The organism is Rhizobium cerradonense (assembly GCF_030182455.1).
Lineage (GTDB): Bacteria > Pseudomonadota > Alphaproteobacteria > Rhizobiales > Rhizobiaceae > Rhizobium.
In genome coordinates this window covers 1-15,377 of the sequence record NZ_JAQJCK010000016.1, presented here as the reverse complement: position 1 = coordinate 15,377, position 15,377 = coordinate 1, and the positions used below count along the sequence as shown (strand labels likewise).

General features: G+C 58.4%; 16 protein-coding genes. 11 read left to right on the top strand and 5 right to left on the bottom strand.

The genetic code is table 11. The features are described 5' to 3' along the window. Positions 1–276: 276 nt before the first annotated feature. Entirely contained in the window at positions 277–1,140 is an 864-nt protein-coding gene (locus PH547_RS26515; protein WP_285169858.1) for a hypothetical protein, read from the top strand. 128 nt (positions 1,141–1,268) lie between these two features. Here the strand turns inward: PH547_RS26515 and PH547_RS26510 are convergent, their stop codons facing one another. Continuing rightward, the gene (locus PH547_RS26510; RefSeq protein WP_285169857.1) at positions 1,269–1,412 is read right to left on the bottom strand and encodes a hypothetical protein; all 144 of its coding nucleotides are present in this window, start codon (positions 1,410–1,412) and stop codon (positions 1,269–1,271) included. 375 nt (positions 1,413–1,787) lie between these two features. Here PH547_RS26510 and PH547_RS26505 point away from each other — a divergent pair, with 375 nt between their 5' ends. Both PH547_RS26505 and PH547_RS26500 read left to right on the top strand, forming a co-directional pair. Continuing rightward, the gene (locus PH547_RS26505; RefSeq protein ID WP_285169856.1) at positions 1,788–2,273 is read left to right on the top strand and encodes a hypothetical protein; all 486 of its coding nucleotides are present in this window, start codon (positions 1,788–1,790) and stop codon (positions 2,271–2,273) included. Between the two features lie 228 nt (positions 2,274–2,501). Further along, positions 2,502–3,626 carry an alcohol dehydrogenase catalytic domain-containing protein gene (locus tag PH547_RS26500; RefSeq protein ID WP_285169855.1) on the top strand — a complete coding sequence of 375 codons (1,125 nt, stop codon included), beginning with the start codon at positions 2,502–2,504 and terminating at the stop codon, positions 3,624–3,626. A 200-nt stretch (positions 3,627–3,826) separates the two neighbouring features. Here the strand turns inward: PH547_RS26500 and PH547_RS26495 are convergent, their stop codons facing one another. Further along, positions 3,827–4,633, bottom strand: a complete 807-nt coding sequence (locus PH547_RS26495; protein ID WP_285169854.1) for a polysaccharide deacetylase family protein — start codon at positions 4,631–4,633, stop codon at positions 3,827–3,829. Positions 4,634–5,058: 425 nt separating this feature from the next. On the opposite strand from PH547_RS26495, the gene PH547_RS26490 reads away from it, so the two are divergent. The 5 genes from PH547_RS26490 (at position 5,059) to PH547_RS26470 (ending at position 10,444) form a co-directional block, all read left to right on the top strand. Then, on the top strand, positions 5,059–5,214 hold the full coding sequence (locus PH547_RS26490) for a hypothetical protein (protein ID WP_285169853.1): 156 nt from the start codon (positions 5,059–5,061) through the stop codon (positions 5,212–5,214). Further along, positions 5,211–6,206, top strand: a complete 996-nt coding sequence (locus PH547_RS26485) for a VOC family protein (protein ID WP_285169852.1) — start codon at positions 5,211–5,213, stop codon at positions 6,204–6,206. The genes PH547_RS26490 and PH547_RS26485 overlap by 4 nt, the downstream gene beginning before the upstream one ends. Positions 6,207–6,425: 219 nt before the next feature. Further along, on the top strand, positions 6,426–6,971 hold the full coding sequence (locus PH547_RS26480) for a hypothetical protein (RefSeq protein ID WP_285169851.1): 546 nt from the start codon (positions 6,426–6,428) through the stop codon (positions 6,969–6,971). A 378-nt stretch (positions 6,972–7,349) separates the two neighbouring features. Continuing rightward, positions 7,350–9,122 (top strand): adenylate/guanylate cyclase domain-containing protein, encoded by a 1,773-nt coding sequence (locus PH547_RS26475; protein ID WP_285169850.1) that lies wholly within the window; start codon positions 7,350–7,352, stop codon positions 9,120–9,122. A gap of 701 nt (positions 9,123–9,823) precedes the next feature. Continuing rightward, positions 9,824–10,444, top strand: a complete 621-nt coding sequence (locus PH547_RS26470; protein WP_245464130.1) for a diguanylate cyclase domain-containing protein — start codon at positions 9,824–9,826, stop codon at positions 10,442–10,444. A gap of 328 nt (positions 10,445–10,772) precedes the next feature. Here the strand turns inward: PH547_RS26470 and PH547_RS26465 are convergent, their stop codons facing one another. Beyond that, entirely contained in the window at positions 10,773–11,021 is a 249-nt protein-coding gene (locus tag PH547_RS26465; protein WP_285169849.1) for a thiamine pyrophosphate-binding protein, read from the bottom strand. A 632-nt stretch (positions 11,022–11,653) separates the two neighbouring features. Here PH547_RS26465 and PH547_RS26460 point away from each other — a divergent pair. The 3 genes from PH547_RS26460 to PH547_RS26450 all read left to right on the top strand — a co-directional run bounded on the left by PH547_RS26460 (position 11,654) and on the right by PH547_RS26450 (position 13,143). After that, positions 11,654–12,091, top strand: coding sequence for a curlin (locus tag PH547_RS26460; RefSeq protein ID WP_283052916.1), 438 nt, complete (start codon positions 11,654–11,656; stop codon positions 12,089–12,091). Between the two features lie 65 nt (positions 12,092–12,156). Beyond that, positions 12,157–12,555, top strand: coding sequence for a curli-like amyloid fiber formation chaperone CsgH (csgH, locus tag PH547_RS26455; protein WP_285169848.1), 399 nt, complete (start codon positions 12,157–12,159; stop codon positions 12,553–12,555). Positions 12,556–12,729: 174 nt separating this feature from the next. After that, on the top strand, positions 12,730–13,143 hold the full coding sequence (locus PH547_RS26450) for a curlin (protein ID WP_283052920.1): 414 nt from the start codon (positions 12,730–12,732) through the stop codon (positions 13,141–13,143). A 496-nt stretch (positions 13,144–13,639) separates the two neighbouring features. Here PH547_RS26450 and PH547_RS26445 read toward each other — a convergent pair whose 3' ends face one another. Together PH547_RS26445 and PH547_RS26440 are read right to left on the bottom strand one after the other, a co-directional pair. Next, positions 13,640–14,986, bottom strand: a complete 1,347-nt coding sequence (locus PH547_RS26445; RefSeq protein ID WP_285169847.1) for an NAD(P)/FAD-dependent oxidoreductase — start codon at positions 14,984–14,986, stop codon at positions 13,640–13,642. Beyond that, on the bottom strand, positions 14,983–15,377 hold a 395-nt coding region (locus PH547_RS26440; RefSeq protein WP_285168724.1), incomplete at its 5' end, for an aldehyde dehydrogenase family protein. The genes PH547_RS26440 and PH547_RS26445, both read right to left, overlap by 4 nt.

The following is a 15,377-nucleotide window of genomic DNA, read 5'->3' as shown; positions in this document are numbered from 1 at the left end:
GATGACGCGCCGGTGCCAGCGGGCAATTTCAGAAAAGAACCAGAAAATTTCAGAATTCCTCCGGCCTGCCTTCAGGACGTTGCGCCGCCATCCCGGCTATCTGTCGAACGGGTCGCAGGGTGGCGGCTTGTGACCGGGGAATGACCGTGCCTGATAAAAAGAAGAGAGTGCAGATCTGTCTGTCATGGCTCTATATCGCTCGAGTGGCTTGCGATGACGTCCATGCTTGAGCGGCGCTTCCGCCTTCTGCCGGAAGCGAGCGGGATCGACCGTTTGATGGCGGCGGAAGCCTTTGACGATGCGATCGGGTTGCTGGCTCAGAATTTCGTCGCAAGCCACGTGGCCGCGCCGCGTTCATCGGCGCAGTTCGCCTCGCAGCAGCGATGGCTGCTCTCCCAGGCGGCGCTCACACGGCATTTTCGCGCCGCAGAAGTAGGCGGACCGGGCGTGTCGCGGCGGGTTATTGGGCATCTCGCCGTCCAGCACAACATTTCCAGCCGCAACACCGCCTATGCCTTTTTCGACGAAATCCTGAAGTACCGTCTGGTCCTTCCGGCGCTCGAAGGGAGCCGCGCGGGGGAAGTGGTGCCTGCACCCGAAGCACTGCCGGTGCTCGGCGGGTGGTACGAGGTGCATCTTGCCGCTCTCGACTGTATCGACGGGGGGGATAGGAGCATCCGCTTTCGCAGCGCGCCCGAACGGCTGCTTCCTCTCCTCGTGCCGGCTATAGGAGATCGCCTCTTGGCGAGCCCTGAGATACGAATGCCCGGGCCGCTCTACCGGATCTTCGCCTGGAGCGATGCAGGTGGACATTTGATGGACCGGCTTGTCGCGGGCATCGACCGACACGCATCGCAGCCTGGCGGTTACCTCACGGATGTCAGATCGATCACGCATCTCGCCGATTTCCTGGCGCTTTCACGGGCGCATACCAGCCGGAAGTTCGCCGAAGCGGAATCGATCGGCGGCTTAGGCTGGAATGGCCGACGGGGGCGCTCGCGCATCTGGATTTCGGACGGTTTCTATACGGAATACGCAATGGCGCAGGCGCACAAGCTCATCATTTTCCAAGAGGCATTCGCAGAGATCGAAGGGCGAGCCTCAAAAATGAACGACGAGGATTGTGCCGTTTTTTCATAGTTTCGGCAGGGAACGACCAATTTTAGGCCGGGTGCGGACTGGCAGGTTTGCCCCAGTTTCAGTCGTTGCGGCGTAGGCGCTTGAGCGCCGGCTCAACCTTGGCAAATCAGATCGGACACGTCGCACGTTCAGTACTGCATGCCGAAACCGATCGGATACAGCGGATTGGCCGTGTCGTGCGGAACGTCGGATTTCTGCGCCAACACCTCGGCTATGGATGAAGGAAGTTCGAACGGCAGCTTGCCTTGCGCCTTCTGCTTACCCTCGATCACATCGAACCGGGCTTCGTCGCCGGCACCGAAATTGGCAAGGATAGCACCGGACGAAGGGGATCAGATGCTCGGCGAAATTATTGCCGGGAAAAACGGAGCGGTGGCCATGGGGCAGCGGGAGGAACAGAACCTGAAGTGCGCTATCGTTTGCATTAAACGCCGCGAATCTTGGCAGCCCGCCTCGCTCGATTGGGCAAAACTGGCTTCAGACAGGATTGACGCGGGACGTCGATTCCTGTTATCTGTGCTAACGATAGCGTAATCTATGCAGCAGCTTTTACTTCCATCGGTTATCGGGGAAGCGTCGGAACATTCTTGGAGGGAATGGTCCGGAATGGCGGCTGCGAGATGCCGTTAAAGCGGGAGGAGAGAAAAATGGTAAGATGGAGTGCGGCAGCCGCCGCAATCGCAGTATTATGGAGCGCCGTGGCCATGGCTCAGGAGCCGTCAAGGCCCTCGGTCGCATACGGCCAAGTGATGTCGATCATTGGTGGGTGCCATGACTGCCATACGTCAAATTACAGCGAGAAGGGCGGCGTCATCGATCCGGCAACCGCACTTGCCGGCAGTCCTGTGGGCTTTCGCGGGCCTTGGGGAACGACCTATGCGATTAATCTCCGACTCCTCGTTTCGGAGATGAGTGAGGACGATTGGGTTTCGTTCTTGAAGAACTTCACTGCGCTACCACCCATGCCATACTACAACGTCCGACACATGGACGAGGTGCAGATGCGTTCGCTCTACGAGTACATTGCGTCGCTAGGTGCGCTAGGCGAAACCGCTCCGGAAGACGTGCGGCCCGGTCAGGAGCCAAAGACCCCATTCCTCGTATTCGCACCACCGACAGTGCCCGCACCCTGAGTGCCCGCTGCCCCCCGCGAGAATACCGAACCACGGTCGTCGATACTCGCGAGCGCGACCGAGAGGTCGCTCAACCAGTCAGAGCGCGGTGAATTTCTTTCCACTATCGCCCATGCGCATGTTTCTAGCCTCTCATGGAGCTTCGCCGGCGAACGAAGCTTAAAATCATAACGGCGCGACGCTTTGCACGCGCACCCGACGCGAATAACTACCGAAGAGGAACCCAGGATGTCGAAGACAATAACGCCCCTAATGCGCGCTGCCCGGATCCACGGTGTCGGCGAACCTTTTAGCTTTGATGAAGTTCCGACTCCAAAAGTTTCCGGCGACGACATCCTGGTTGAAGTCAAGTCGTGCGGCCTCGTTCCAAATCTGAAGAATGTCATTCATAATTTTCCGACATGGTTTCCGCATCTCCCGTTGCCCCCCTTCCCAGCGATTTTTGGTCTAGACGTCGCCGGCGTCGTCGCTGAGACCGGTCCCGGGGTACGCGGGATTAATGTGGGCCAGCCGGTTTACATCAATCCGCTCCGCTCCTGCGGCACTTGCGCGGCCTGCCGTGCGGGAAAGCCGATGGGTTGCCGTGCGTCGACATTCGCCGGCTACTTTGGCTTTGGTCCAGACTCACCGGATATGTTTCGGCGATATCCTTCGGGCGGATTGGCGCAATACATGGTGGCGCCAGCGTCCAGTGTCGTCGAACTCCCTGCCAAGATGAGTTTCGATCAAGCAACACGCTTCGGATATCTAGGCACCTCCTACTCAGGTCTCCTGAAGGGGGGCGCTGGTCCGACCAGTACGATATTGATTCTTGGCGCGACCGGTACACTCGGGGTCGGCGCGGTGCTTCTGGCGCTTGCCTTAGGTGTCCCGAAAATACTCGCGGTGGCTCGGGACGAATCTTCATTGGCGCGGCTGAAGGCACTCTCGCCCACTCGAATAGAGACATTCTCAACTCATTCCGGCTCGATTGCGGATTGGGCTCGGACGGTGACGGATGGGATGGGCGTTGACATTGTCTTGGAGGCACTTGCGACTGCGGCGCCATCGTCGCTGTCGACCGACGCAGCTAACGCTTGTAGCAATGGTGGGCGAATGGTCTTTGTCGGTGGAACGCGCGAGCAAGTTTGCTTCGACCCGGTCGCTCTCATGGTGAACCAAATGCAATATATCGGGTCCAAGTGGTTCACGACGCAGGAAGGTCAACAAATGGCAGGAATGGTGGCAGCCGGCACTCTCGATCTTAGTTGCCTAGAACATCACGCATTTCGGCTAAGCGAAGCAAACGAAGCGCTTGATCACGTTGTAACGCAGGTCGGCAGCGGCTTCATCAATGTGGTAGTACAGCCCTAATCAGCCCATTGTAGTTTTTAAAGGCTTGAGGTCCTTGTTCTAGAGGACCGAGATCGACCGAACTACTAAGTCCAACGGACAATCCGCCCGTTGACACTAATCGGTTCGTCTTGACGGTCTCGACCCTCGCGCGCAGTTAGGAGTTCACGACGAAGTTGTTGGTAAGCGTGTGAGAGAGGGCGAGGCGCTCTCTACCCTGCCTAACAGCCCTTCTGCGACTCTTTGGCGGCCAGGCTTGCCACCTCATGCGCAGGAAGAATGCGAAAGCCCAGTTCAATCGCCGCGTGCAAGAAGCGCTCCATCGCAGCAAGCCTGTCGGAGGCGACGCCCGAAACATGGGCATGGAAGATGACCGTGAGAACTCCACCTTTTGCGGCGACGTTGCGCAGAATTGCCCCCCAATACTCGGCCAAGGCAAAAGGATCGCGAATTCCATCCGGCGATAGGAGATAATGAATGGCGTCAATCATGAACCACTCCCACGGAATGTTCATCAGACCGGAAGGCAGTCGCCCAACCCCGTTACCTACATAAAGAGATGTGTCGCGCGGGATATCCATCGACATGCCTGTCTCGACGCTGCTGTCGTACTTGAACCCTGACGCGAGAAGGATCTCCTCCGCGTACGAGCCGCGTTTGCCGCCCGGCGCGCGAAAGCCCTTTGGCACAACGCCGCGCGCGGCCAACATCGCGACGCCGTCGGTAATATACTGGGTCGCTCGAAGCTGATTTAGCTCGGCGAAGGGTTCATGGATCCATCCGTGCAACCCAATCTCGTGCCCCTCTGCTACGATAGCCTTTATGGCATCGGGGTAGTGTAGCGCACTCCACCCCTCGACAAAGAAGGTCGCTCGCAGATTGAGGCCCCGAAGCGACCTGAGGACGTTGGGGATGCCGGCAACAATGTCGGGTGCGGCGTGGTCGGGAACCGCCGTCTTGCCATCGAAGACACTTCGCGCCGCGCCGAGATTGTCGAACGTCAGGCATAGAATTGGCGTATGCTGCATAGCTTTCGGAATCCCTTGTGCCATCGTTAGCGCTAGGTAAGTCGACTATCTCCCCGAGTCAAGAAGCAGGCAAGGCTACACAGCGCAACAATCATCTTAACCTCACTGTGGGATAGCTTGACATTTGCGCTAACGTTCGCATAATCCACGCACACGTTTGGGAGGACATGTGGGATGAAACACGTTCGTCACGTCACTGTTGCGGGTTGCACGATACCCATTCTTGCCCGCAGGGGCTTACGACCGTTTCGGACCGCTAGGACCTATCCGTGCGACCGATCTCAATCCGATTGGCGCGCAGATCCGAACCCGCGTCGACAGGTTGTCCGAGCGGCGGAATTCCAGCACCTCCCACATGAAATACTCAACACCTTATATCTTCTCCTGCCTTTCCCAATACATCACGCAGCGCCGGAGACTTGATCATGACCGGAACTCCCGAGGGCGTCGGCCCAATCAAGGTCGACGACTTCGATGAAGTCGGAATCCGCGGGATCGGCGTTCTCAAAAATTCGGCGGCTGCGATATCGACCCTTGGCAAATTTGAATGGATCAGCGTGCGCTATCGGAGGAAAACATGAAGTTTCCTGACACTAACTACAACCCGCCTTTCAATATCACCCGAGCCAGTCACCTGACGCTGACGGTGAAGGATCTCGGCCGAAGCAAGGAGTTCTACACCGAGATTTTTGGGCTCGTCGTCAGCGACGAGGACAGCGAGACGGTCTTCCTCCGGGCAGTGGAAGAAATCGCCCATCACAGCCTCGTCCTGCGCAAGACCGCGGGCGCGCCGCGTTGTCAGAGTATCGGCATGCGCGTGCAGTTCGAAGAGGATCTCGATAGGGCGAAGGCATATTTTGACAGACAAGGCATCCGAAGCGAATGGATCGAGATCCCTTTCCGACAACGCACTCTGCGCTTTCATGATTGCGCAGGAACCCCGATCGAGCTTGTGGCGCAGATGGAAACGCGACAGCGCATGCTGGGACAATCCCGGCTTCACAAGGGCGGAGCAGTGCTGCGTCTGGACCACTACCAGCTGCACACACCAGATCCCCACGAGACTTCGATCTACTATTCCAACCTTGGTTTCCGTTGCTCGGACTACAACGTTGGCGGCACGCCGGAGCGGATCACCGGTGCGTTCATGAGCAGGAAGAATAACCCGCACGACATCGTTTACATTCGCGGGCGAGGACCGGCCTTGCACCACTTCGCCTATGCCATCATGGAGTCGTCGCACATCTTCCGCGCCTGCGATGCAGCAGCTCAGTTAGGCTTCGGTCAGACTGTGGAACGCGGTCCTCAGCGCCACGGCCTCGACCACATGCTCTATGTCTATTTCCGCGATCCGGACGGCCATCGGGCGGAGATTTTCATCATGCCAATCCAACTGATCGATTTGGAAGAGCCCCCGCACGAATGGGGGACTGTCGGAACACTCGAACAGCCTTGGGGTCGCCCAGCGCCGCGATCATGGTTTTTCGAAACCACACCGTTCGAAGGTGTCGAGCTCAGCCCCGGTCTTGAGAGTTGGGAACCTATGACGCTGGAGAAATCATTGGGCATGTAAGGTTTGCTTGTCGTTATTAATCTTCGCCGCCGGCATAGGCTTTGAACTCCCTCTGATGAAAGAAACCTTCAACCAGTCGCTGGCGCTGGCGCGCAGCAACCTCAAGATTTCGCGTCTCGCCCGCTGTGCATCGTGCTTACTGCCAGTAACCTTATTTTCGTCGTTATAGTGCCGTCATTCCGCGAACGCGGATTAGGCAGCGTTTTGGGATCAATAACCATGGCAATCTGCTCGCGTATCGACTTTCCCGAACAGGGCGCAATGTCCGAGGATCAACTCCGCGTTCGCAACGAAATCGCTAGCGGACCTCGCGGAGGTGTTCGCGGGCCACTCCGCCTGCTTCTACATACGCCTCAAATTGCACAGCGCGTGCAGGCGTTGGGCGAGGCTCTTCGTTGGGGCACGCGCCTCAGCAAGGCAATCGTGGAAGTGGCAATCCTGTTGACTGCCCGTAGGATCGGCGCCGACTATGTATGGCATTTCCACGCCGCGCTCGTTGCCAGAGAGGAACTTCTTAGTTCAGCCGCGATCGAGGATCTCTTTGTCGGTCGCATTCCCGACGAACTATCCGAGGATGACAGGGCGATCGCTGCATTCGTGCAGGAGTTACTCGCCAATGACGACGTCGGCGACGTGCGGCTGTCGGATGTTATCAGACGCATAGGCGAACCAGGACTCATCGAGCTTCTATGTCTCGTTGGATATTATCATATCGGTGGATATATCGCCGCAGTGGCGGACTTGCGCTATTCCGACGATGTGTGATGTTCGGGGTAGTTTGGTGGTGCGTCAGAATCGAGAACGCCAGGCAGACAATGGTCCTAACGGACACCCGCTTCGCCTGCATGGAATGACCGACTTGGGCCGGAAGCGGACTGGCAACTTCCGGCTGCGGATCTTCAATGAGCGGACATTCGAGTGGGTGCGGGCATCGTCGTGACCTGACCCTGAGTAGGCTTTCGGAACGACCGCGTCGAACGGCCGGGAGGCTGACAGAGCAGTCATTGCGTGGGCTACAACGTCGGACAGCGTCCACACGAGCCATGGCCAACTCGATCTAAACCAAGATCGCTCTGAGCAGCGGCCAAAAGTTCTTTCTTGCCCTCTGTCTCCCTGCTATCGTGGAAGTGAGGAGACGGCGCCATGAGCGAGAACCGAAAGCTGGCTGCAATCCTGGCCGCTGATGTGGTTGGGTACAGCCGGCTTGCCGGCGCCGACGAGGACCGCACCCTAGCGAGGTTGCGGGCACTGCGTAGCGATCTCATCGATCCGACGATCGCCGTGCACCATGGCCGGGTGGTGAAGCGCACCGGCGATGGTGCGCTGGTCGAGTTCCGCAGCGTGGTGGACGCCGTGCGCTGCGCCATTGAGGTGCAGAACGGCATGGTGGAGCGCAATGACGGCGTGCCGCAGGACCGTCGCATCGAGTTCCGGATCGGTATCCATCTGGGCGACGTCGTCGAGGAAAGCGATGGCGATCTGATGGGCGACGGCGTCAACATCGCCTCGCGATTGGAGGGCGTCGCCGCGGCGGGCGCGATCTGCCTGTCCGAGGATGCCTATCGCCAAGTCAAGGCGAGGCTCGACCTCTCGGTTAGCGATCTCGGGAGCACGCAGCTCAAGAACATCGCCGAGCCGATCCGGGTCTATTCGCTGCAAGTCGGCAGCGCCGGGACCAAGGCAGCCACGACCTCGGAAACCGCGACGAGCCAACCGGCGACGGCAGCATCGCCGAAGCTGTCGATCGCCGTCCTGCCCTTCACCAACATGAGCGGTGACGCCGAACAGGACTACTTCGCCGACGGCATCTCGGAAGACATCATCACGGCGCTATCGAAGCTGTCGCAGCTCTTCGTCATCGCCCGCAATTCGTCGTTCACTTTCAAGGGCAAGAACGTCCATGTGCAGGAGGTGGGCACGAAGCTCGGCGTGCGGCATGTACTTGAGGGCAGCGTACGCAAATCGGGGAACAGGGTACGCATCACCGCGCAGCTCATCGACGCGACCACCGGCGGGCATCTATGGGCGGAGCGGTTCGATCGCGACCTGACCGACATATTCGCGGTTCAGGACGATGTCACGCAGCAGATTGTCGACGCGCTGGCGGTCAACCTCACAGATGGCGATCGGCAAAGACTGGCGCCGGGGAAGACCCGGCACCCCGAGGCGTATGACTGCTTCTTGCGTGGCCGGGAGCTGTGGCACCGGCTGACGAAGCAAACGAACAGCGACGCCCGCGACCTTTTGCAACGTGCCGTCGAACTGGACCCGAATTTCGCATCGGCACACGCCTTCCTCGCCCTTACCCACGGGCTCGACTACCTGAACCGGTGGAGCGCGTCGCCGCAGCGCTCGATCGAGCAAGCCGAAGAGGCTGCGACGCTGGCGGTAGCGCGGGATGACAGCGATCCCGTGGCGCACTGGGCGCTGAGTCTGGTCAAGCTTTACTCGAGACAGCACGATGGAGCTATCAGCGAGGCCAAGCGTGCGTTAGTCCTCAATCCGAACTTTGCCGAAGGGCAGGTCAGCCTCGGCGAGGCACTTCTCTATTCAGGCAGATCCGAGGAGGCACTCGCCTATTTCGATCGGGCGAGGGTCCTGAACCCGTACTTTCCGGATGTCGTTCTCCACTTTCAGGCCTGGGCCTTTTTTCAACTGGGAAGGTACAAAGAGGCCGTCGAACTGTTGCTGCAGCGGGTGAGCCGCAACCCCGTCACCGATGTCTCGCGCGCCCTTCTGGCCGCCTGTTACGGGCATCTCGGCCGTTTCGAAGAAGCTCGCGCGATGTGGCAAGAGGTGCTACACGTCAACCCCAGCTACTCCTTGGAATACCGTCGCAAAGTCTTGCCCTTCAAGAACCCCGCCGATTTCGAGCTCGTCATGGAGGGGCTACGCAAGGCCGGCATCGTACACTGACGGGTGATTAATGTCCGATCTTGAACCTGTTGCCGCCATTTGCACAGAGGATGAGCAATCGCGACTGCCTGCGCAACCACGACCTCCAGAGTGATCGCCAGCAAGGTCTGCTTTCAGGAAGCTGCGAAGCCGCTCTCTACCGCCGACATGGAGGTGCAAAGCCGTCGTTGAACTTTAAAGTCTTGAGCCCCCCGCATTCGACATCTGGCGCAGTTGATGGGATTAGAACCTTCGGCACCGCCTGCGAGTGTAAATAAGCATCAAGTAACGACCCCAGACGCTGCAGCGAAAACAATTGCTTGTGTGCCTACCGGCATCGTGACCCCATGCCGATTCACACGTTGAAGATGAAACGCGCCCAGGACCATGGATCGAGATGAAGCGCTGGGGTTCAGTCGCGAACCAGGCACCAAGCGCAAACAACAGTTCCGGATATTCGTTCGAAGACAGTTAATTCGTGAAAACAACTGTGCAAAGCAACAAATTTTACAGGATTTCTTAAGCCGGTTTTTTCGGGCTCCTGTTTAGCTGATGCAGCATTAGAGAACGGGTATAATTCCGATATGATTCGACAACAGCGACATCCCTCCGCCACCATTTCCAAAGCCCTGTGGAGGGCCACGCTCGGCGCACTATGCGCCGTCATCGGTTCCGTTGGTCTTTTACTTTTATTAAACCTATTGATGCCGGATCGACCATTTTTGGTCGGATTTGTCGGTGCAGCATTGATTTCCGCATTTGTGGCCTTTCCGCTGCTTTTTGCCTTGCAGCTCAACAACGGCGTCATCCGCAAGATGCGGGAAAACGTCACCCAGGCGGCGCGCTACGATAGCGTGACGAAGACGCTGAACGGCACCGCTTTTGCCGCGGCCGTCGAGCACTTTGTCGACCGGCGCAAGCATGCCGGCACCGATGCAGGCGGCATCGTCATCGCTGTCATCATCGATACGCTCGACGACATCGGCCGCCGCTGGGGGCCGCAATGGGCCGACACCGTGATGCAATCGCTTGCCTCGATCATCCAGTCCTCGGTTCGTCGTGGCGATCTCGTGGCGCGGCTTGCGACCAACGAACTCGGCATCTTCCTGCCTGGCGCCACGATCGAGGACGCCCGCGACATCGGCACCCGCATCCGCACGCGCGTCTCCGCGGCCACCTTCAGCGCCGACGACGCGCCGCTTTCCGTCGCCATCCGCCTCGGCGGCATCTCCTTCGACGGCCCAGCCGACTTCAACCAACTCCGCCAGCTCGCCGACCAAATGGCCTTCGAGCGCGGCGACGAGAGCGACGACATCCCGATCAGCGTGCTGCCGGCAGCATGACGCTGGCGACCCCACCGCCGCGGCGGCGGCGGCATGGGCCCAAACGGCGAGACCTGTCTTTGATGCGGCGTCAGAGCCAGCTGGGATCTCGGTTGACCTTCTGGATCCGCCGAGGCTGATCGAGCCTCGAGGGATGAGTGTCGGTGTGTAGTCTCGTTAAGCAGCCGTCATGACGGAAACCTCGATTTCAACGTCCGCCGTCACACATTTCCCCATCGCGACGAGCAGCTTTCCCGGCAAGGCGACGATGGTTGTTGCGTAAGGCGCACCTGGTTGCGCCTTACGCCAATCGAGATTGTCGCGCGTGCGATCTGGCTCTATTTTCGCTTCAATGCTCGAAGGCGGCGTTTTCGTTCCTTACGAGACAATCCATCGGCCTGCCGGATGCACGGAAGTAACCGTCGGCCATATGGACTGCACTCTGCTCGTGCATTACCTGAATGAAGGGGATCTCGGAGCCTTCCTGAAGGAAAGCATCGAATAGAGACCATATGCCGTGCCCTGGAACGCCCGCGACGTATTCGACACCGTATTCCTTCAGTGCCTTCGCAACTACCTGGCCACCCGTCAATTTCATTGGATCAACCCTCTATCTGTTTTTGGCTTTGGCGACTGGAAGCTCCGCGCGCTCCACAGTTGGTGATATTAAGGGAGCAGAGAGCCGTGCCTCACAAGTTCGCAGGCGCGTATTATCCGACGCAAGCTGACGCACTGTTTTGCGAAAGTGCGATGGTTTCCAATTCTGCGGTCTAAAGAAGTTGAATTTGAACCAAGAAGTGGCTCGAGTCAGTCTCAGACGGCGTGTAGCTGTTATAGGAAGTGCACAGCGACGGTGCCTTTCTCCTTACGACGGCTTGTGCATCACTCGCTATTATGAGCGCAGCCAAACCGTCACCACCTTGTGGCAGTATACCAACTTCGTTGCCACGATGCTCCGCATACGAACGGTCGATGTATACCCGCCTTGAAGAGATCAGGACCATAAACCCTTTCAATTCCAACATCCGGCGCTCTCATTGGGATCCGGCACTATCTGATTGTCCCCTTGCGAAGCATCAAACTTCTTCGAGCACTAGCTCCGCAGTTTCAGCGGGCTCCGATCTTTGCGAATGAACCCCGACTGAATGGTGCCTTCAGCTTCCGTTCCAACGCGGGCGTCTAGAAGAAAGACGTTCAACCGCGGTCCTATCCGCCTGAGGAAACACAGTCATGATCCGCACGTCTTTCATTGCAACCGCACTCGTCGCACTCGTTGGCCTCACCGCCGCAGCTCCCGCCATGGCCAACGATGTGCGTATCGAACAATATGGCTGGTCGAACTCTGCCGGTGGCGCGCAGGAAGGGTACGGAAACCGGATCAGAACCTACCAGAACGGTGGCTACAACCGGATTATCGGCCATCAATATGGGCGTCATAACCTTTCGGCTGTCGGTCAGGAAGGCAATGACAACTATGGCGCCACCTATCAGAACGGCGACCGAAACGTGGCCGGCATCGGCCAGTTTGGCTCCAACCACACGACCATCCTTACCCAGGACGGCAATGGCAACATCGCGGCTGGTGTCCAGGTCGGTCGTGGCTGCAGCGCCAATGTCAGTCAGGGTGGCAACGGCAATGTCGCGGCCTTCGTCCAGGCCTGCCCGTAAGCGGCCGCGTGATGACGCAAAATGAGGTCAAGATCGCAATAGTAGGCCATTAGGGGAGACGACCCATGCCAAATAGCGTCAAACATCAACGCCGCCTGATGGCGATTCTCGCGCTGGTCCTGCTTCCCGTCGGCGCCGTTGCGGCCGTGACGACTGCCAACCAATCTGACGAGGAGCAGCTTTGCGAAATCAAAGCAACACCTGGAGCAGGTATGGTGAGACTGGATGCGCTCGTCCACGCCGACAGGCATGTCGGCGGGACTTACACCTTCCATGTCGAGAAATCAGGAGATGACGGAAGCTCTACGATCAATCAGAGCGGCGACTTTGATGCGACGGGGGGACATGCGGCAACCCTCAGCTCCGTCTCGCTCGGCTCCAAGGGAACCGAATACAAGGCGACACTGGATATCGTGATCGGGGATAACAGTTTCAGTTGCACGAAGCAGATCGGCGGCAACTGATCGGCCTCCACACCCTGCAGATCTCTTCAAAAGGGCGCCGGTTTCTGGCGCCCTTTTTGCTTTCGATCAGGCCACAACGACTGAACGACAACTGAACGGGCAATTCCGACTGGGTTCAGCTTAAAGATGCGAAAGTTGATCATCGGCTAAGGCAGCCGGCAAATGGAGATCAAGATGACCCGCAACGTGCTTACGATCCTTACCGTCACTCTTCTTGCCGCGAGCCTTGGGCAAGTAGCTTTGTCTGTACCAGCCTATGCCGGCGGCCGGATCTCGTTCAACCTTGCACCGGACAATGCCGAGGATGCGGGTCTTTTCTCAACCGGGCTGCGCGTCTATTCGCTCTACCGCGGTCTCAAAGACGCCGACATCCGGCAGCTGGGCCGGAGTAACGCCGCTGGCATCGCCCAGGTTGGACGTGGCAACCTCGGCTTCATCCAGCAACGGGGCAATGGTCATTCCGCAACCTTACGGCAGAATGGCAACAACAATGCCTATGGCATTTTCCAGTATGGGCGAAATACTGAAACCGACGTGGTGCAGGATGGGGATAACGGCAGTGGCGCTACCTTCAGCTATGGCTGGTAAGGCAGTTCACAACAGTCCCGAAGGCGATGTCACGTTGTTTCATCAACGGCTGGAAAAGGGGCTTGCTCGCAATTCAGGTAGAAGCTCTCCTCGCAGACAATTCCTGCCTTCAGACGACGGATCGGCAAGATCTTTACCCTGCGAAAAAGCCAACCCCTTGACCAAACCCTGATCAGAAAACCATACTTAGAGGTGGCTCACTTTTCGGTGGAAAAACCGGCTCAGTTCTGCGCGGAAATCAACACCTCCGGCCGTCCCTGTTACCACGCCGTCTTTTTTGTCTGTGGTCGTCATTACCTCCTCCTTGCGCGGATATACCAACTATTCTTCATCGACTTGCAGAACTCCAGAGCCGTAGTAGCGCGCAGAAAAAAGTCATGTGAGCGTTGAGTTTATGGGCTTCCGTAGTGCCGTCCTCACAGGGTCAACCACCGTCTGCCGCGAAGCTCAGAGGTGTCCTATTCTTGCTCACGACACCGACTTCAGACGTCCGGCCTCATCCTTCGCGGCCTGCACGGAATTCCTGGTAGCGGATCACCCCATTGATGCCGAGCCAAGCGAATGGCTCCGGCGGAATCTTCGAGGGCGCTGGATTGTCCATGAACTGGCGAAGTTCGGGCGAAATATTCCTGGTGGCAAGATCGACCACCATGATACCCGCCAGCGTGCTTTTCACCGTACCGAGACCGTTCTCGCAACAGGCGGAATACAGCCCTTCCTCTATCTCTCCGAACGCGGGCGCATGGTTCCGGCTCAGGCATAGACGGCCGGACCAGGTGTGTTCGAAAGGCAATCCCGTAAGACCGGGGAATCTAGCGTCGAAAGCGCGGCGATGGCCTTTGGCCATCTTCATCATGCGGGACTGCGACGCCGTAATGGTGGTCTCATAGGTATATTTGGTGCGGATGACGATGCGCGATTGGCCGTCCATGGTGAATTTTCTGAGGGTCGCCCCCATGGAATCTGCAGGTAGCAGCGCCCACCAGTCTCGGCCCGAAACAACGCAACCTTGCTGGTCCGCCGGAAAGGGGGCGGTCATCGATGCGTAGGCGAAGATATGCATCAATCGCCGGCTGAAATGCCCAAAATCCTCGATATGGCCATTGACGCCGAGGATAACATTTGGTGCCGTCACGGTGCCCCGCGACGAGATCGCCGTCCAAACCCCGTTTTGCCGTTTCAACGACGTCACGGGTGAATTTTCGAAGAGATCGACCTTGGTCGCGAGACCGGCTGCGAGTCCCCGAATGTAATCGGCAGGCTGGATCGTTACCGCACCCGGCGTGAAGAGGCCCCCTTGGTAATACGAGGTTCCCGCAAGTTCGCGCATTTCGACCGCATTGAGGAAGGTATGCGGCTCGCCATTGGCTCTCAGGGAATGCCCGAAGCTCTCATTGAGTTTTAGGCCGCGCTCAGTCGCGGCTGCATTAATCTTGCCCGATCTGTTGAACGTCTCGGCCGACATGCCGAACTCTTCGGCTATGTCAGCCGCAAAACCGATGGCGAACCGGTTCTGCGCCATTTCCACTCTGGAGGCGTCGGCACCACCACTGGCATATTCTCCGGATGAAAGATTATGCGGGACGTCAATCATGAAGCCGGAATTTCGTCCCGCGGTATTCACGGCGACCTCCCGCGCATCGAGCACGACGACCTTGTCGCCAGGCCTGACTTGTGTAAGGCGCCGGGCCGCTGACAGCCCGGCAAATCCTGCACCGATGATCACCCAATCGGCGGTGACATTGCCCTCGAGAACGCGGACGGGGAAGGTGCGCTTGCTGATCGCAGTCCACCCCGACACGCCGTTCTCCGCGGGAAGCCGCTTTACCGTCTTCTCAATCATCGGATGGTCTCGTCGACGGAGCGATCGGAGATGTCGATCCAGATGGTCTTGAGTTCGCAATAGTTGTCGTGTGCGAAGATCGACTTGTCGCGACCGCCGAAGCCGGATTCCTTGTAGCCGCCGAACGGGGTCGTCGCGTCGCCTTCGCCGAAGCAGTTGACCGTGACGAGGCCGGCCCGGATGTCGCGCGACAGGCGGATCGCATGCTTCAGGCTGCCGGTATAGACCGATGCCGTCAGGCCATAATTGGTGTCGTTGGCAAGGGCGACCGCCTCGGCCAGCGTGTTGAAGGTCGTCACCGACAGGATCGGCCCGAAGATTTCTTCCTTGAACAGCCGGCTGGAGGAGGTGACGCCGTCGACCACCGTCGGCTCGACGAAGATGCCGCCAT